Source organism: Bradyrhizobium sp. 45, assembly GCF_023073155.1.
Taxonomy (GTDB): Bacteria; Pseudomonadota; Alphaproteobacteria; order Rhizobiales; family Xanthobacteraceae; genus Bradyrhizobium; species Bradyrhizobium canariense_D.
Genome location: NZ_JADPIX010000017.1, coordinates 1 through 16,599 on the forward strand (window position 1 = coordinate 1; position 16,599 = coordinate 16,599).

A 16,599-nucleotide genomic window follows, 5' to 3' on the forward strand; every position below is an offset into this window, starting at 1 on the left:
TTTTTGCTGCCAATTCCCGTCACAGTGCAGCTTCCATAATTCTTGTTTTCGTCTTCTGGACAGCTTGGGCAGCCTCTCTACTCCCCTACAGAAAAATACCTCAGACATGTTTTACGGCGTAGGGGAATAGGAGACCTGCCCAAGCTGTCCAGCCGAAGTTATGGGAAACTAAGGACCATATTTTAACGGGACGGCGATCGGCGGACAGACCTTCCGCCAGCCCCTATTGAAATTGCTGCGAACATTGGTGCGAGCGACGCCCACTAGCCACCTTCATTCACCAATCCTGCAACCCGGCGCGCGCCGCCCGACCTGCTGCTCCATTTCCGGCGAACGCCGTCGCAATATTCATTGCTTGACCATCGCAATCGTCATCGCAAGTACACCGCAATATTCATTCGAATGTTCAGCGCAGTGATCATCGCAATATTCAACAATATCAAGTAGTTATGCACATTGAGGCTTGACATTACTTGACGCCGGAGAGTATTCGTCGGCGCGTCGTGAATATTCGCGCGTTCGGAGTGCTGCGCTCCTCGCCGTGTCAAGGAAGGGATTGCTGATGAATGACGTTGCCAAACCTGCGTTTCCGCTGAGATTTGATAGTCAGCCCAATCAGACGCCCTTCGCGTTCGAATTGAACATTACCGAGCACGGCGTGGTGATGACGGGGCGTTCGGCAAAGGGAAGCACATCGAGCGTCTTGTTCCCGAAACTAGGTCAGGCTTCACCGCTTGCCGAAATGACCAGCTACGTCGGCGAGTGTGCGAAAGCGTTCGTCGCGGATGTTGCCGGCTTGCATGAAAGCTTCAAAAACGACGAACTGACAAACCGCATGCGCGCCGCCGCTGATGCGCGTTTCGGAAAGACCTGCGGGCAAATGGTCAACAGAGGCATCAAGGAAGCCCAGGACGTTGCCGCTTCGCGCGCCGCGCTCATGGGCGTCGATCCGGCAACAAGCGCAAATGCCCATCTGAGGGCGCACGGAATGGCATTGTGGCGCAGCGCTGACCGATCCGGCCGGGAAGCCATCGCAATTGACGACAACACGCCGTTTGAGACAACGGCTGCATTGATCGAATCCGGCGCGCTGTCAGCCGTGAGCGATCGTGCACGCGATGCCGCGACCACACGCTATATGGCGCAGCGTCTGATTGCCAAATCTGGATCAACCGCAGCGCACCAGATCGCGCCCACTTATGAACGCCCTCTCGCAACCGGACCAGACCACCGGGCAGCACGCGACGCCGCCACGCGCGAACTGGATAAATTGACCGCTCGCGCCGAAGCTGTTGCGACCGTCGAAGATATGCTGCGTCGAATTTGCGATGTTCTATCGACCGCGACCAATCTCTCACCGCACGATATCTACAAGACGTTCGATCGCAAATAACAACGCATCAATGATCAACGTGAGGCTTTGCTATGAGGCGCGGTCGCCATCCTAATTTCCCGCGCGTGGTGGTGCTGCGAGCGACGCCGGAGGTTGATGCCGCGACGCTTCAAAATTCTATCATGCGGTCAAGATCGGTCTTGTCGCGATGGAGATCAGTGGAGAACTTCCCGGCTGCGACACGGCGCGGCAATGCGTGGTGGACTTCCACAGCGGCAGTCGCACAGTGGTGCGAGCACAGGCAAATACGAATTTTCTGGACGTAGACCCGATGACCGCACTGCCAAACCTTGCCGTTATTCACGGTAAATCAACGGGAGCGAAAGACGAACGAGGCCGCTTCGTATCCGGCCCGGCGAACACCGGGAGACCGGTTGGCGCTCGTAACAAGCAATCCGCTGAATTGATGAAAATCGTTCGCGCGATGGGCAATCGCGCTGCCGCAAATTTGTCCGATGCTTTGGACGCTAAAGAGCAATGGGCAACAACTCTTGTGCTTCGTTACTGCCTCCCAAGCTCGCGCACGCAGGAAATGCACGGCGCTGACCCGGAAGATATCAAGGAAGCATTTGTTGCCGGCGACATTTCGGCGGATGAAATGAAAGCAATCGCAACCGCAATTGAGAAACTGAAATCTGTCGCGGATATCGATGATTTACGCAATCGCCTAGGCGAATTGGAACAACTGCTCAATGCCAATAGGTGATCGCGACCGCAACAGGCTTGCTGCACTTATTGCGATCGTGAAGCCTGCCCACAGCATCGCAGCAAGACTGGACGCGATAACGGATGAACAGCGCAATTCTTACGCCGGTTGGGAAGCACGTTGTGAACGATGGATTGAGTGGTGCAAAGCGCAGCACGATGACGAAATCGAAGATGATGATGCACGCCCATACGCCTATTCACTTCAACGGTACCCGCCGCCAACACTGCGCCGCGATGTAGAAACCGCACTTTTTGGCGAAGCACCAAAGACACTCAAGACGGACACCGAAGCCGACGCCGCCCGCAAATGGATGGATTATTCGCAATGCTTATAGCCGACAACTCGCCGCTTCGCGATGTGCGAATTTACAAGGTGTTTCATCCGCACCCAATGATCTACTCGTTCAATCGCGACGGCTTGATGCATTTTGCGAGTGCGACCGAACACGATCGCATTGAAGGCGAATACGCAACCAACAACAACCGCGTCATCCGGAAGTGCGATGCGCTCTATTTTGACAACTATCAGCGTGAGCCAGTGCGCGAGATACACTTTTTCGCAAATATGCAAACGCCCAATCTCTCGATTGGTCCCGATACGCTAATTCGCATCATTAGCCTGTACATGTGGACGACACCCGCTCACGCGTTTGAAACGCCGCGCGACTTCCGGCTGTTCTTCGAGAACGACAACTACTCTCTAAACGAGGCAGAGCGTCTGTTCAAAAGCTACGTTGATCAACTAGCGATGCGTTTTCCGGAGAAGTGCCGTGAACGGCGCAAATAGATCGGCCGATCGGACGGGCCGTCTTTCATCGTCCGAACAACAGAAGGTAACGTTCCCCATGGCAACAAAACTACTTAGCCACAATTCCCACAGCGAAGCCGGAAAATCGCATCTCGAATATATGCGCGAATTGCTATCGAAGCATGGCGACGAAGCCAAAATCGATCTGCATGCTGACCACATGCGATCCCTGCTCGCGTTCGCATCCCCCGACAAACGCTAATCGAATGCACCGGCAGAGGTTAGTCGCTTCTCCATTGCCGGTTCATGCAACCCCGATGGTCGTGCTGGACGTATGCAGGCCATCGGGGATAGTCCAAGCAAAGCGGACGCGCCCTCCTCCCTGCGCTTTGTCATCGCAAGTGAATTTCGCGCGCTCACCAAACTGTCTAACCATCGCGGTTTATATGGCTGTGGAAATCGTCTCGCGCCATGCACCCGATGACTGTTCATGAACACTCGTGACGCCTTGTGGTCCCTTCTGATCTTAGATGGCGCTTTTGACGGCCCGGCTCAAATGGCCGATCTTGTACAGCCATAGAGGCGCATATAGGGATTTGCACCATGGATCTAGCCCAGATCGGTTTCGCCGCAGATACGTCCGATCTTGACCAGGCCAAGACCAGCCTCAACGCGCTGGTGCCCGCCGCCCGTGCTGCCGAACAAGCGGCCGATAGGGTGTCTGCGTCGATGGGCGGCGTAAACAAGGCATCGGGCGCGACGACCAAGGTGATGATGGCCGCGAGTGGTGCGACGGGTGCGACCGCTGCCGCTAACAAAGTCGCTGCGGCTGCGGCGAACGACAACGTAAATGCGACGAACAAAGCGCGGCAAGCCGCGAAAGGTATGAGCGCTGATGCGAAGAATTTGTCGTATCAGCTTGTTGACGTGGCGCAAGGCCTCGCGTCCGGTCAGCCGGTGTTCCAAATCTTCGCGCAGCAAGCCGGGCAAATCGGTCAGGTGATCGCAACAGCGAAAGGTGGTCTAGCCGGGCTGTTTAAGGAATTGGCCGGTTCGATCGGAGGTTTCTTTACCGCAACACGTACCGCTGCGCTCGGCGGTGTTGCGCTTGTCGGCACATTGGGTGCAATCGCGTCAGCGGCAATTAAGTCAGCGCTAGCATTGGACGATGTTCGAACCGCGACCGACCTAACGCTAAAACAAGCGTCCGGCTTGCAATCTGCGACCACCATCAAAGGCATTTCGAAGGAAGATTTCGCGGCTGGCATCGCTGGCTTTGCGCAATCGGTCAGCGAAGCACAGCACAACATGGGTTCGCTCAACGGTCTTATGATCGCAAGCGGTAAGAGTGCGAAAGATTTGACCGGCTATTTAGCGAATGTCGCTGATATCGTCGCGCAAACAGCGAGCAATGTTCAAAAGCGCAATATTCTTGAAGCCGCTGGATTGCCGACGACCGCGCAATGGGTTCGTTTTATGTCGCAAGGTGGTCAGGCTGTCCGCGATGCTGCGGCCGGTATGGACAATTTCAACGAACAGGCGAACGAAAAGCTGATCGCGAGCGCGCGCAAGTTCGATGAAATGTGGAACGGCGCGATCACCAATTTTAAAAATAACTTTGTCAACGCAATCGTCGGAATGACGGCAGCGATGGAAACCTTTTATGACAAGGTTGCGAACAAAGCCGCAGGTTTTGGCAATTCCAGTTTCTGGAAAATGTTCCTGCCGTCCAATCATGCCGAGATCGCCAAGGCGATGGGCATTGAGCAGATCAGCGACAGCTTCAAGGAACGGTTCGGTTCGTTCCAGCAACCGGCGAACGCTGCGCAACTCGCTACCGGTCTTCAAAAGCGAAGCGGTGCAGCGAATGGTGATCAGCAAACGCAGGCGCAATTGCTTGCTGCCAATCAGTTATCGCAGCAGCGTATTTCAATCCTTGGCGATATGGCGACAGTTGAACAGCAAGCGAAGCAGAAGCAGCTTGAATTGACCGCAGCGGGCTTGCAAGGCGTCGGTGTTAGCAGAGACATGGCCGCCGCGATCCTGAACAACACGCGCGCTATGGCCGAAATGAGCCGCGTACAGCAACAGGCAACCGCTGGCGTCTACGACGCGAACGCGGCGCGCAAAGCCGCTGCGGACACGTTACAATCGTGGATCGACAAAGGGCTGATCGATAAGAACAACGTTGAGCAGATGGCAGCGGGTCAACAGGCGCTTGCGAACCAGTTGAAGCAAACGTCCGATGCTGCGGCAATCGCAGGCGCGAAATTCCAATCATTGAAACAGATCGAATTGGACGGATCGAACTTCGCAAAACTACTCGACACGTCCGTTAGCGGCGCATTGAACAGCCTTGTGTCCCCGATCCAAGATGTCATGAACGGCGTAACGTCTCTCTCGGCCGGTTTCAAAAATGCCGGTGTGGTGATCCTCAAAGCCATTCAAGAGATGATCATCAAAATGCTTGTACTCGCTCCGATCGCCCAAGGCTTACAGACTATATTCGGCGGGTTTGGCGGTGGCATCGGAAGCTTGTTCGGGCTGCCGTCGCTGACAAAGAACGCGGCAGGTGGTGTCTATAACTCGCCTAGCTTAAGCGCCTATTCCGGCCAAATCATATCGCAACCGACGATGTTTAGGTTTGCGACGGGTGCAGGATTGATGGGCGAAGCAGGACCGGAAGGCATCTTGCCGTTGAAGCGCGGGCCATCGGGCGCGCTAGGCGTCCAAATGTACGGCGGTCAACAGGCGGGCAACGATAACAGCATGCAAATCACCTATGCCCCCACCTATGGCGATATCGCCCCCGGTGCTGATCCGCAAGCGATTGCGGAGCTACGGAGGGCACAGGCGCGGGACCGGGCGGAATTCGCTGCCAACGTCGGTAAGACACTCCAGAACCTCCGCAAGCGCAACGTTAGGGTTTGAACCACAGAAAAGGAATTGGATCATGCAGCAGGTAATTTTGGGTGGCCAATCCCAATCGGTCATTCTGGAAGCTGGTTATGCTTTGAAGGTCTCTGCGGCGTCGCAGTGGACATCGGCTCGCCTGCGTCGGCCTGAGATCACGACGCTTACTGGCGATGGTGTGTGGACTGTGCCGGTCGGAGCATCGAAACAATTCGGCCCGTTTCCCAAGCCCGTTCAATTCATTGTCGATGCGGTTGGTGGAGGAGACAAGGTCACTTATGACATATTCAAAGCGCCTTTCAACGCTGCAACCGAAGTCGGAAACATCGAAGGTTTCACCGGTTCATTCACGCTGAAAAACGAAGACAACGGTAAAGTGTTCCGTTGCGACGACGCGAGCAACGTCACCATCACCGTTCCGAACAGCCTTATCGAAGGCTTCAACGTCGGCTTTGTGCAATGGGCGGCGGGAACGATCACGCTTACTGCCGCAAGTGGTGCAACGAAACGCGCGGGCGGTTCAGCAACATCAGCGCAATATCAACGCGGATCATTGATCGTGATGAAGAACACGAACGCCGCGAGTGCTGAATACGTTGTTGGCGGGGATTTTGTGTAGTCCGAGTTGCTGAAATCACCTGTGCGGTTATTTGGCTTAGCGCTTCCCGTTCATTTGAGGAAACGAAACCATTTTACCGCACGTTTCCGGTTTGAACATTTCACCAATCATTTCGGCTTCTGTCGGACCTTTGATTTTTACGACGAACACATGAAGTCCCGCGTAACCACCGGCTGGTGTTTTTCCGTTAGCTTCAACGCACACGCAAGAGCCAACACCGCTCGCGCATGGGAACGGCGGCCCGATCGCAACATCCTTTAGTGAATCTGCATCAGTGAACATGCGAGATTTGCTCGAAATTATCGCATGTTTTGTGGCCTCAGTGGCCGGATCACCGACCGGCTGCTTTTTGGCCGCCTTCGGGGCGGCGGAAGCCGTGTCGAAACAGGCCAACCGCGTGGCAGCATCAGGGATTGATTTGCAGTTATCCGCCTGGGTGGCAGTCGGGATAATGATCAGGGTGCTCCATACCGCAATGCAGGCGACCAACGTCCTCTTGAAATCCATGATCAATTCCCCCACCCCAATGTCAGGTTGCATTGATGGCGAGGGATATCCATCCGGTCAAGATCGTTTGTGCTACTGCGATGTTGGGCGGAAACATCATCCGCTGCGTTCGCTGTGTAAACGATTGAAATAATTTGCAGTGACTAATGCGGAAACAATTCGCTCACCAAACAGCTAGCCATTTTGGCGTCGCCGGAGCAGCTTCGCCGTCTTGAGGCTTCCTGATCAGCGCAAAAGGATCAGCGCACTGCATCATGGCGATTGGATGATGACACTAACGGATTGTTTAAGTAGGGTTCGGCTTGACGCACTGAGACTAAAACTAAGAGCATCCCGGAGCGGGGTTAGTTGCGTGCCTTGAAGACGTTCGCTGTGTAGGCACGTCAAGAGTAGGCAAACCCCCTCGATCGTTCGCTTCTCGCGCGTGGACCACATAGCTGCTTTCACCGGGTCTGTATCCCACAGCAGCACATCGGAAACAGGGTCAGTCATTCGAAAGTTTGCAGCTGATGCATGAACCGCTTTGGATAACGTCGCGTATTCCGCTCGCAAATATCCTAGTCCGGAGACGTTCTCTGCAAGTTTAGACAAGCGGGGATGCTTCTCAAAATATCTAAGCAACTCTGTGAGGCCTATGATGAATTTCCCTTCCCCCCAAAGTTCTAGTTCGATGGGGTGTTCATGGTAGTACGCTGCGCAGAGTGCGTTTTCGATGCAGCTGCGCAGAGACTGTAGCGACGCACGCCAAGCGCCTACGGACGCATTCACATGCGATACTAGGGTGTCGTTATGGGCTTCAAAAAAGAATGCGGCACTTGGTTTGCTATAGGCTGGAACGACGAGATAGGATTTTAGAGCTTGGATAGCGCTCAGTCGTCTGTAGCTTGCTTGGTAAGCCGGATTCTTTTGCAAAGTTTTCCAGTTCTTTGCAGCTTGCAACGTCCAGTCTTTGAAGAACGCAGCGTGGTTTGCGTCTATTTCTTTCTGCAGTTGCGACATTATTTCAACAGAAAGTTCAAGGCCGTCATGAGCTCAGGATTGATATCAGATTTCGTTCTCTGGACAGCTTGCTTCAGCTTACGTCGCGCATCTGAGTCTTGCTCCAAATGTCGCAGAATTTTTCCTACGATATCCCGCGTCGATTCGGTATTTCGGACTTCAATTGGGAACTTGTATTCTTCAATGACTGCCCGCCATTGAGCTTTGTCAAACTGCGAAAGCGCTACCAGCGCACTTAGCGCCATCGGAATATCCGATGGATTTGGCTTCTTTCGTGGAGACGGCTGCGGCTGATTGAATGTCAACTGCTCTAGATTCACGTTGGGCGCCTGCTGTAGAGCCTTTGCTAAAGCAACCAATGTCTTCGATATTTCGTGAGTTTTCATTTTGCGGTCAGCTTTGTGAGCAATTCGGCACCAAGGGATCTAAATTCGGCACTAGCTGCAGCATCTCCCATATCGAAGATGGAGCAGTTTTTAGCGGCGGATTGAGCTACGGACGCGCGCTCAGTGATTTGAGTGGAGAGTACCATATTCTTGAACGCTGTTTGCAATGTTTGCGCAGTCTGCGACCTGAAATACGACTTCCGACCGACCCGAGAAATAACAATACCGGCGTTCTTCAATGGATTTTCGAGTAACTCGGATAGCTTCGTTATGCGATTCAAAAGAAGTGCAATCCCAAGGCTTGATAGAAAGTCCAACGCAACCGGCACGACAAAATGAGTACTGATAGCCAATGCATTTTGCGTCGGTATCGTTAGATTGGGCGGACAATCGCACACGATGATATCGTAGTTGCTCAACACGTCTTTTATCGCTCGCCGAAGTCGGCTTTCGCGCGCGACCTCAGAGCTAAGATCAAGATCAATGGTAAAAAGGTCGAGATGGGAGGGCAACAGATCGACCCCCTGAAAAACCCCCTTGATGATGACATCGTTAGCTGTCTTTTCCTTGCCTTCAGCACTCGTGTGCTGGCGCACTCCTAGGAGATTTGCAACCGTGCCCTTGGAGGTCGCGTGTGCTTCCCAGTCGGGAACAGATATGCAAGAAAAGGTTGAATTGGTCTGCGGGTCTAGGTCGATAAGCAGTGTCCTGAGGCCTTTTCTGCCGCAGTAGGCGGCGAAATTAACCGCAATAGCGGTCTTGCCTACGCCGCCTTTGAGGTTGACGCACGAGATCACCACGGGCTGCTTAACGACAGGCTGTTTGCCAGCTGGTTTCTTGAGAATTCTTATCATTGCGCGCTCCCCCACCCGTCCCTTAGGTTGCAGGGAACCTAGTCAACGCGTGCTACGCTGTAAAGCTACGGTGCTGGTTAGTGGCTTTTGGTGAATGAAAACCGCCAAGGTTTGATTTTATTTGAGTTTTTCACTTGACTGGCGGAAGGGGTGGGATTCGAACCCACGGTACCCTTGCGGGCACGCCGGTTTTCAAGACCGGTGCCTTAAACCACTCGGCCACCCTTCCAAGTTCGGAATTGCTGTCGCTTAACGCAGTCGACGGCGCATGGCAACGCGAAGTTGGCGCCCGCCCCTTCCCCGGCATCGGATCTGTCAGGCGAGCGTCAGCCTGTTCCCTTACCCTATGCCCTCTCGGCGATCCCGGACACTGGCGACATCTCCCAGGGCGTCGCCGGTTGCGAGGCCCGGTTTGGAGTCGCCTCCGTTTCCGGGCCTCGTTTGCTGGCTGCAAAGAAAAGCGGCGCCCCCGTTGGGAGCGCCGCTTGAATTCTTCGTAAGCTAGCTTGGCTCAGTTCCCGCAGGAGGCACAGTTCATCTGCACCGGGGCGTAATAGGAATAGCCCGGCTGGACCATCTCGACGCGCTGGCGCGTGGCGTATTGCGGCGGGATGCGCTCGTACTGGACGCTCGGCGGCGCCACCATCACGGTCTGCGGCACCATCACGGTGCGGTACTGCGCCGGTGCGCGGTGCGCCACGACGGAGCCGGGCGACACCATCACGGTCTCGTCGACGGTGCGGTATTGCGGCTGCACGTATTGCTGCTGGTAGCAGGTCGTGCACGGCGGCGGCGTGTAGCAATTGTAGCAGCCGGCGGAAGCCGCGCCGGTCATTGAAATCGCAGCGACGACTGTTGAGAAAACGACAGCGAGAGTGCGAGACATTATTGTGGTGCCCCAATTGCCCGAAACGGATTTGCGAAGATCGATGGCAGTATACGCCGCAAAATTCTGAGCTGCCGAAGTTCATCGGGGCATCCTTAATGCAAACGGCCGGCTTGCGCCGGCCGTTCAGAACTTGTTGACCATGCGCGATGCGTGATGCTTGCGATCACACCCGCACGTGACGCACTTACTTCGAGCGCCGCTTCACCTCGCGCACCGCGCCGCGCGCGGCGCTGGTGGTGAGCGCGGCGTAGGCCTGAAGCGCGGTCGAGACGTTGCGCTTGCGGCCGATCGCCTGCCATGCGGCATCGCCCTTCGCCTCTTCCGCGGCGCGGCGCCTGGCGAGCTCCTCGTCGGAGACCTCCAGCGTGATGCTGCGGTTCGGGATGTCGATGGCGATGCGATCGCCGGTCCTGACCAGACCGATGTTGCCGCCTTCGGCCGCTTCCGGCGACAGATGGCCGATCGACAGGCCCGACGAGCCGCCCGAGAAGCGTCCGTCGGTGACGAGCGCGCAGGCTTTGCCGAGGCCCATCGATTTCAGATAGCTGGTCGGATACAGCATCTCCTGCATGCCGGGACCGCCGCGCGGGCCTTCATAGATGATCACCACGACCTCGCCGGCAACGACCTTGCCGCCCAGAATGCCTTCCACGGCGGCGTCCTGGCTTTCGAATACGCGGGCGGGGCCTGAGAATATCAGGATCGAGGCGTCGACGCCGGCGGTCTTCACAATGCAGCCGTCCTGCGCGAGATTGCCGTAGAGCACGGCGAGGCCGCCGTCCTTGCTGAAGGCGTGCTCGAGGTTGCGGACCACGCCCTTCTCGCGGTCGGTATCGAGCTCGTCGTAGCGGCGCTCCTGGCTGAAGGCGACCTGGGTCGGGATGCCGCCGGGCGACGCCCGGAAGAAGGTGCGGACAGACTCGCTCCTGGAGCGCTTGATGTCCCAGCGCTCCAGCGCGTCGCCCATGTTCGGCGCGTGCACGGTCGAGACCGACGTGTCGATCAGGCCGGCGCGGTCGAGCTCGCCCAGGATGCCCATGATGCCGCCGGCGCGATGCACGTCCTCGACATGCACGTCGGCGACCGACGGCGCGACCTTGCAAAGGACAGGCACGCGGCGCGATAGCCGGTCGATGTCGCGCATGGTGAACTCGACCTCGCCTTCATGGGCGGCCGCGAGCAGATGCAGCACCGTGTTGGTCGAGCCGCCCATCGCGATGTCCAGCGTCATCGCGTTCTCGAACGCCTTGAAGTTCGCGACATTGCGCGGCAGCACGCTAGCGTCGTCCTGCTCGTAGTGGCGGCGCACGATATCGACGATGGTGTGGCCGGCCTCGACGAACAGGCGTTTGCGATCGGCGTGGGTTGCGACCACCGTGCCGTTGCCGGGGAGCGCAAGGCCAAGGGCTTCCGTGAGGCAGTTCATCGAATTGGCCGTGAACATGCCCGAGCACGAGCCGCAGGTCGGGCACGCCGAGCGCTCGATCACCTTGACGTCCTCGTCGCTGACCTTGGAATCGGCGGCTGCGACCATGGCATCGATCAGGTCGACCGCCTTGGTCTTGCCCTGCAGGGTGACCTTGCCTGCCTCCATCGGTCCGCCCGAGACGAACACGGCAGGGATGTTGAGCCGCAGCGCCGCCATCAGCATGCCGGGGGTGATCTTGTCGCAGTTGGAGATGCAGACCATGCCGTCGGCGCAATGGGCATTGACCATGTACTCGACGCTGTCGGCGATCAGCTCGCGCGACGGCAGGCTGTAGAGCATGCCGTCATGGCCCATGGCGATGCCGTCGTCGACCGCGATGGTGTTGAACTCTTTCGCCACGCCGCCGGCCTGCTCGATCTCGCGGGCGACGAGCTGGCCGAGGTCCTTGAGATGGACGTGGCCGGGCACGAACTGGGTGAAGGAGTTGACGACCGCGATGATCGGCTTGCCGAAATCGCCGTCCTTCATGCCCGTCGCGCGCCAGAGGCCGCGGGCGCCCGCCATGTTGCGGCCGTGGGTGGTGGTGCGGGAGCGATAGGCTGGCATGGCGGTTTCCGTCCTCGGTTTGGCTGGCAGGGCGGGGCAAATTTTCGAAGCCGCCTCAGGCCTTTCCGGCCGGATAGCGCACGGGGGGAACGCGCGCAACGGGAACTTGGGCCGGACAGGGCTCCCCTGCTCCCGGCGCGTGGGCACCGGCGGTCTCAGCCGTCATGCCCGGGCTTGTCCCGGGCATCCACGTTCTTGATGCGGAAAGGTCGTGGATGGCCGGGACAAGCCCGGCCATGACGGAATTATTGCAGTTCGGGATCGAGCCAGTCGCCGATCACGGAGACCGGCAGCGTGGTCACGACGATGGTGGTCGCCGGTGCCGGCATGATCAGGGCCACATGCGCTCGCGCGCTTGCATTGGTTTCAGGCAACCGCGCGTGCAGGCGCATGCACCGTGAAAATTCAAGCGCGATGAAATCCGTAGTGATCCGGAATGGAATCCTATTCCGATGTCGCGTACATCGCGGGACATCGATCGGCGGCCTTCCAAGGGCATCACCCTCTGATCGCGCACCACGGGGTTGGGGGACCACATGGGGCGGGGGGATCAAAGGCTGGGGCAAGGTTACGAGGTCCGGACTCCTAGGCACTCCGGACCTCGGGACTTTCTAGTTTGAACGTGATTTCGCGCCGCCGGCTTGATCAGCCGTGCGGCGCGAAGTCGTTTTGGCGTCGTTATGCCGACACGGCGCTAGCGTGTCTGCGGCTCGATCGTCACCGTGCAGTCGCCCTGCCCTTGCGTCGCGACCACGATGTTGCCCGCGGGAGCGCCGAGGGCGATCGGCGCGGATGAGCCGCCGCCGGGCATCTGGACAGTCACGCTCAGGGAGTCCGTTCGCGCGGTCGAGCCCACGGTCGAGGGTTCTGCCTGGGCCACATTACCCGAGGCGTCACGCCGCATGATCTGGCAGTTCACATTGCTGCCCCCGGCGGCCGCCATGCTCGATGAGGTGCCGCCGCTCATCTGGGCGCGGGCTCGTGAGGGGTCGCGGGGCACCTGGCTGACGATGCGATGCGTCCGCGGCTCCACAATGACGACGTCGTCGCCCGTCGAAAAATATTCGTAGTCCCGATACTCGGGCTCGATCGCGACGATCTCGGGCGGAAGCCTGTGGAGGCGCACGCGCGAGGGAATGGTTTCACCGACCCGGATCGAGATGTTCAGATTACGCTCCGGCTCCGCCAGGCGTGCGCGGCTCACCGTTTCGGAGATCCGCACCTGCTTCTCGGACGTCACCTGAGTCTGCTGATTGGCCTGCGTGTTGGTCTGGGGCGTCTGATTGGCTTGATTGGTCTGCGTGCCTGAAGTGGCAGGCGCGGTCTGCGCATTGTTGGTCGGGGCCGTCCGGTTCGTGTCGGTCGCTGTGGCCGGTCGGTTGTTCTGTTGCGCCGGCTGCTGCTGCTCGGCCGCGTTGCGCGGCGGCTGGGTCTGGTTGCGCTCGTTCTGGTTGGCCGCAGCTCCCGTGCGCTCGTTCTGCTGGCCAGACGTGCCGGACTTGGACTTCTCGGACTCGGCCGTTGATTTCTGCGGCGCGGACTTGTCCTGCTTCGTCTCGGCGCTGTTCTTGCCGTCGCGTCCCGGTTTCGGGCTCTCCGCCTCACGGTTGCGATCGCGCGAAGGCTCACGAGATTCCTGGGCCTGATCCTTCGACTTCGGCTGGTTGCGCTCGGCAGAACTGGCCGGCTGGCGCTTGTCGTCACTCGCGTCCTGCTTGGCAGCGCCGCCCTTCTCCTCGCGGCCCGCACCCTGCAATCGCTCCTGGGCGCCCTGCGCGCGCTCTTGAACCCGTTCTTGGGCGCCGCCGCGTTGCGGCCCGGCACCTTTCGCCGGCTCCTCGGTCCGTCTCGGCTCGTCCCTTCGCTCACCGGGCGCCTGGGCGTAGGCGAAGCCGGAAGCAAGCATCAGTCCGATAGCCGCGGTCGATAACATCAAGTGCTTGCGCATGGTCCCTCTCCTGGAAAATTCGCAACAACAGACGCGAACGTTCTGTGGGTGCGAAGGTTCCTGATCAGGAACGAGGGCTGATCACGCGGGTCTCACATCGGGTCCTTCAGCGTGAGCCGCGCCGTGAATGTCACGCTGGTCTTGCCAACCAGCGCCATGCCTTCGACTTCGGCGCCGTCGGCGGAATAGTCGCCGGAAAAGCCGCAGGTCACTTCCCTGCCGCCGAACGCGAGCGGCTTGCCGACGGCCTCGGTGTGCTGATTGACGGTCATGTCGCCACGCCATTTCCCGTTCCGGAAGGTGTAGCTGCCGGTGTAGTAGAAATAGCTGTCGCCGCCCATGATGCGGCCATCGCAGAGCACGACGACGCCTTTGGCCTGGCCGCGCTTGCCGTCGCGCATCTCGATCTCAAAGATGTAGAGGCCGTTGAGGACCTTCTGTGGGTTGCCGCCCTGCTCGAGCCCATCGCCGGCCGACATCGCTCATCTCCCGTTCAAACCGGCACATTCCGCTCGAGATCTTCAAGCCACGCCGCAGCGCTCGAATCCGACGGCGCACGCCAGTCGCCGCGCGGCGACAACGAGCCGCCGGCCGAAACCTTGGGTCCGTTCGGCATCGCCGAGCGCTTGAACTGGCTGAAAGCGAAGAAGCGGCGCAAGAACACCTCCAGCCAGCGGCGTATTTCCTTGAGATCGTAGGCCTTGCGCTTGTCGGTCGGAAATGCCGGCGGCCACTCGCCCTGGGCAACGTCTTTCCAGGCCTGCAGCGCCATAAAGGCGATCTTGGACGGCCGCATGCCGAACCGCAGCGTGTAGAACAGGTTGAAATCCTGGAGCTCGTAGGGGCCGACCGAAGCTTCCGTGCTCTGCGGCTTCTCGCCGGGCTCAGCCGGAACCAGCTCCGGCGAGATTTCGGCCGACAGGATCGATCCAAGCGTTTGGTTGACGTCGTCGGTGAACTGCTTGGAGGCAATCACCCAGCGGATCAGATGCTGGATCAGCGTCTTCGGCACCCCGGCGTTGACGTTATAGTGCGCCATCTGATCGCCGACGCCATAGGTGCACCAGCCCAGCGCGAGTTCGGAGAGATCGCCGGTGCCAATCACGAGGCCGCCATGATGGTTGGCGAGCCGGAACAGATAGTCCGTGCGCAGACCCGCCTGCACATTCTCGAATGTGACGTCATAGACCTTCTCGCCCTTGCCGAAGGGATGGCCGATGTCCTTCAACATCTGCGTCGCCGTGGTGCGAATGTCGAGCTCCTGCCAACTCGTCTGCAACGCCTTCATCAGCGCCAGCGCATTGGTCTTGCTGTCGCTGCCGGTGGCAAAGCCCGGCATGGTGTAGGCGAGAATGTTCTCTCGCGGCAGGCCAAGAAGGTCGACGGCCTTAGCGGCGACGATCAAAGCATGGGTGGAATCGAGTCCGCCCGAGACGCCGATAACGACGCGCTTGGTACCGGTCGCACGCATGCGCTGGACGAGGCCCGCGACCTGAACGTTGTAGGCCTCATAGCAGTCCTGCTCGAGCAGGCTCTCGTCGCTCGGCACGAACGGAAAGCGCTCGACCTTGCGCAGGAAGCCGATATCGGCGGCCGGCGCCTTCAGGGCGAAGCCGACTTTTCGGAAGAAGGCTTCGCGCTGCCGGCGATTGTCGTCGAACGTACCCATCAGCGCGCGTTCCTGCCTGAGCAGGTCGAGATCGACGTCGGCCAGCGTGATCTGGCCGCCCTGGCGGAACCGCTCGCCCTCGGCCAGCAGCACGCCGTTCTCGTAGATCGAGGTCTGGCCGTCCCAGGCCAAATCCGTGGTCGATTCTCCTGCCCCGGCCGCGGAATAGACGTAAGCCGCGAGGCAGCGGGCCGACGTCGATTGGCACAAGAGCGCGCGCGAGCGGGCGCGGCCGATCGTGATCGGGCTGCCCGAGAGATTGATCAGCACGCTCGCGCCCGCAAGCGCGAGCTCGGAGGCCGGCGTTACCGGGATCCACATGTCCTCGCAGATCTCGACGCCGATGGTCAGGCCCGGAACGTCCTCGGCTGCGAACAGGAGGTCGACGCCGAACGGGGCATGCAGCCCGCCAAAGGCGACCATCTCTCCGACGATGCCGGCGCCGGAGGCGAAATGCCGCCCCTCGTAGAATTCGCGATAGGTCGGCAGGTAGCTCTTGGGCACCACGCCGAGGATCTTGCCGCGATGGATGACGACCGCGCAATTGTAGATCCGATTGCCAAAGCGCAGCGGCGCGCCAACGATCAGGACGGTCATCAGGGACGAGGATGCCTCGACGATGGCCACAAGCCCGCGCTCGACCGCATCGAGCAGCGGATCCTGCTTCACGAGATCTTCGATTGCATAGCCGGACAGGCAGAGCTCGGGGAACACGGCAACCGCCACCGACTGCGCGTGGCAGTCCTTCGCCGCCGCCAGAACCGCAGCTGCGTTGGCCGTGGGATCAGCCACATGAGAGGTGGTGACGCAGGCCGCCACGCGCGCAAATCCGTGGGCATAGATCGAGTGGAAACTCATCGAGCACAGTCCCTTTGTCTCGTCGCGACCGGCCTCCGCCGGCTCTGGACTCCATTTAACCCATCGACATGGC

16 protein-coding genes, 1 tRNA gene and 1 pseudogene are annotated in these 16,599 nt (G+C 59.0%); 7 read left to right on the forward strand and 11 right to left on the reverse strand.

Annotated features, from left to right (window positions below):
• The first annotated feature begins 562 nt into the window (after positions 1-562).
• The 7 genes from IVB42_RS02755 to IVB42_RS02785 all read left to right on the forward strand — a co-directional run bounded on the left by IVB42_RS02755 (position 563) and on the right by IVB42_RS02785 (position 6,381).
• The gene (locus tag IVB42_RS02755; RefSeq protein ID WP_247469706.1) at positions 563-1,393 is read left to right on the forward strand and encodes a hypothetical protein; all 831 of its coding nucleotides are present in this window, start codon (positions 563-565) and stop codon (positions 1,391-1,393) included.
• 148 nt (positions 1,394-1,541) lie between these two features.
• A complete protein-coding gene (locus IVB42_RS02760) occupies positions 1,542-2,099 on the forward strand; it encodes a hypothetical protein (protein WP_018457879.1) in 558 nt (185 codons plus the stop codon).
• On the forward strand, positions 2,086-2,436 hold the full coding sequence (locus IVB42_RS02765; RefSeq protein ID WP_247469708.1) for a hypothetical protein: 351 nt from the start codon (positions 2,086-2,088) through the stop codon (positions 2,434-2,436). Before IVB42_RS02760 ends, IVB42_RS02765 begins: the two co-directional genes overlap by 14 nt.
• Positions 2,427-2,888, forward strand: a complete 462-nt coding sequence (locus IVB42_RS02770) for a hypothetical protein (protein ID WP_247469710.1) — start codon at positions 2,427-2,429, stop codon at positions 2,886-2,888. The genes IVB42_RS02765 and IVB42_RS02770 overlap by 10 nt, the downstream gene beginning before the upstream one ends.
• Entirely contained in the window at positions 2,872-3,111 is a 240-nt protein-coding gene (locus IVB42_RS02775) for a hypothetical protein (protein WP_247469712.1), read from the forward strand. The genes IVB42_RS02770 and IVB42_RS02775 overlap by 17 nt, the downstream gene beginning before the upstream one ends.
• A 341-nt stretch (positions 3,112-3,452) precedes the next feature.
• Entirely contained in the window at positions 3,453-5,780 is a 2,328-nt protein-coding gene (locus IVB42_RS02780; protein ID WP_247469714.1) for a phage tail length tape measure family protein, read from the forward strand.
• A 22-nt stretch (positions 5,781-5,802) separates the two neighbouring features.
• The gene (locus IVB42_RS02785) at positions 5,803-6,381 is read left to right on the forward strand and encodes a hypothetical protein (RefSeq protein ID WP_247469716.1); all 579 of its coding nucleotides are present in this window, start codon (positions 5,803-5,805) and stop codon (positions 6,379-6,381) included.
• A gap of 36 nt (positions 6,382-6,417) precedes the next feature.
• Here the strand turns inward: IVB42_RS02785 and IVB42_RS02790 are convergent, their stop codons facing one another.
• The 11 genes and pseudogenes from IVB42_RS02790 to IVB42_RS02840 all read right to left on the reverse strand — a co-directional run bounded on the left by IVB42_RS02790 (position 6,418) and on the right by IVB42_RS02840 (position 16,526).
• Positions 6,418-6,888 carry a hypothetical protein gene (locus tag IVB42_RS02790; protein ID WP_247469717.1) on the reverse strand — a complete coding sequence of 157 codons (471 nt, stop codon included), beginning with the start codon at positions 6,886-6,888 and terminating at the stop codon, positions 6,418-6,420.
• A gap of 252 nt (positions 6,889-7,140) precedes the next feature.
• Positions 7,141-7,887, reverse strand: a complete 747-nt coding sequence (locus IVB42_RS02795) for a hypothetical protein (protein WP_247469719.1) — start codon at positions 7,885-7,887, stop codon at positions 7,141-7,143.
• Positions 7,887-8,273: a hypothetical protein gene (locus tag IVB42_RS02800; RefSeq protein ID WP_247469721.1), complete on the reverse strand. Its 387-nt coding sequence runs from the start codon at positions 8,271-8,273 to the stop codon at positions 7,887-7,889. The genes IVB42_RS02795 and IVB42_RS02800 overlap by 1 nt, the downstream gene beginning before the upstream one ends.
• Positions 8,270-9,127 (reverse strand): ParA family protein, encoded by an 858-nt coding sequence (locus IVB42_RS02805; RefSeq protein WP_247469723.1) that lies wholly within the window; start codon positions 9,125-9,127, stop codon positions 8,270-8,272. The genes IVB42_RS02800 and IVB42_RS02805 overlap by 4 nt, the downstream gene beginning before the upstream one ends.
• 139 nt (positions 9,128-9,266) lie before the next feature.
• Positions 9,267-9,356, reverse strand: a tRNA-Ser gene (locus IVB42_RS02810).
• Positions 9,357-9,638: 282 nt separating this feature from the next.
• The gene (locus IVB42_RS02815; RefSeq protein ID WP_018457887.1) at positions 9,639-9,962 is read right to left on the reverse strand and encodes a hypothetical protein; all 324 of its coding nucleotides are present in this window, start codon (positions 9,960-9,962) and stop codon (positions 9,639-9,641) included.
• 238 nt (positions 9,963-10,200) lie between these two features.
• Entirely contained in the window at positions 10,201-12,051 is a 1,851-nt protein-coding gene (gene ilvD / locus IVB42_RS02820; protein WP_018457888.1) for a dihydroxy-acid dehydratase, read from the reverse strand.
• A 245-nt stretch (positions 12,052-12,296) separates the two neighbouring features.
• A pseudogene (locus IVB42_RS02825) lies at positions 12,297-12,383 on the reverse strand (ABC transporter permease); the annotation flags it as partial.
• A 362-nt stretch (positions 12,384-12,745) separates the two neighbouring features.
• The gene (locus tag IVB42_RS02830; RefSeq protein ID WP_018457890.1) at positions 12,746-13,999 is read right to left on the reverse strand and encodes a DUF1236 domain-containing protein; all 1,254 of its coding nucleotides are present in this window, start codon (positions 13,997-13,999) and stop codon (positions 12,746-12,748) included.
• A gap of 92 nt (positions 14,000-14,091) precedes the next feature.
• Positions 14,092-14,478: a GrlR family regulatory protein gene (locus IVB42_RS02835; RefSeq protein ID WP_018457891.1), complete on the reverse strand. Its 387-nt coding sequence runs from the start codon at positions 14,476-14,478 to the stop codon at positions 14,092-14,094.
• A 14-nt stretch (positions 14,479-14,492) separates the two neighbouring features.
• A complete protein-coding gene (locus IVB42_RS02840; protein WP_018457892.1) occupies positions 14,493-16,526 on the reverse strand; it encodes an NAD(+) synthase in 2,034 nt (677 codons plus the stop codon).
• Positions 16,527-16,599 lie beyond the last annotated feature (73 nt).

What these genes read in the sequence shown, in the direction of transcription:
- IVB42_RS02840 (WP_018457892.1), bottom strand. Translation starts at nt 16,526, where the DNA reads ATGAGTTTCCACTCGATCTATGCCCACGGATTTGCGCGCGTGGCGGCC.
- IVB42_RS02800 (WP_247469721.1), bottom strand. Translation starts at nt 8,273, where the DNA reads ATGAAAACTCACGAAATATCGAAGACATTGGTTGCTTTAGCAAAGGCT.
- IVB42_RS02835 (WP_018457891.1), bottom strand. Translation starts at nt 14,478, where the DNA reads ATGTCGGCCGGCGATGGGCTCGAGCAGGGCGGCAACCCACAGAAGGTC.
- IVB42_RS02830 (WP_018457890.1), bottom strand. Translation starts at nt 13,999, where the DNA reads ATGCGCAAGCACTTGATGTTATCGACCGCGGCTATCGGACTGATGCTT.
- IVB42_RS02815 (WP_018457887.1), bottom strand. Translation starts at nt 9,962, where the DNA reads ATGACCGGCGCGGCTTCCGCCGGCTGCTACAATTGCTACACGCCGCCG.
- IVB42_RS02755 (WP_247469706.1), top strand. Translation starts at nt 563, where the DNA reads ATGAATGACGTTGCCAAACCTGCGTTTCCGCTGAGATTTGATAGTCAG.
- IVB42_RS02765 (WP_247469708.1), top strand. Translation starts at nt 2,086, where the DNA reads ATGCCAATAGGTGATCGCGACCGCAACAGGCTTGCTGCACTTATTGCG.
- IVB42_RS02780 (WP_247469714.1), top strand. Translation starts at nt 3,453, where the DNA reads ATGGATCTAGCCCAGATCGGTTTCGCCGCAGATACGTCCGATCTTGAC.
- IVB42_RS02795 (WP_247469719.1), bottom strand. Translation starts at nt 7,887, where the DNA reads ATGTCGCAACTGCAGAAAGAAATAGACGCAAACCACGCTGCGTTCTTC.
- IVB42_RS02760 (WP_018457879.1), top strand. Translation starts at nt 1,542, where the DNA reads ATGGAGATCAGTGGAGAACTTCCCGGCTGCGACACGGCGCGGCAATGC.
- IVB42_RS02770 (WP_247469710.1), top strand. Translation starts at nt 2,427, where the DNA reads ATGCTTATAGCCGACAACTCGCCGCTTCGCGATGTGCGAATTTACAAG.
- IVB42_RS02785 (WP_247469716.1), top strand. Translation starts at nt 5,803, where the DNA reads ATGCAGCAGGTAATTTTGGGTGGCCAATCCCAATCGGTCATTCTGGAA.
- ilvD (WP_018457888.1), bottom strand. Translation starts at nt 12,051, where the DNA reads ATGCCAGCCTATCGCTCCCGCACCACCACCCACGGCCGCAACATGGCG.
- IVB42_RS02805 (WP_247469723.1), bottom strand. Translation starts at nt 9,127, where the DNA reads ATGATAAGAATTCTCAAGAAACCAGCTGGCAAACAGCCTGTCGTTAAG.
- IVB42_RS02790 (WP_247469717.1), bottom strand. Translation starts at nt 6,888, where the DNA reads ATGGATTTCAAGAGGACGTTGGTCGCCTGCATTGCGGTATGGAGCACC.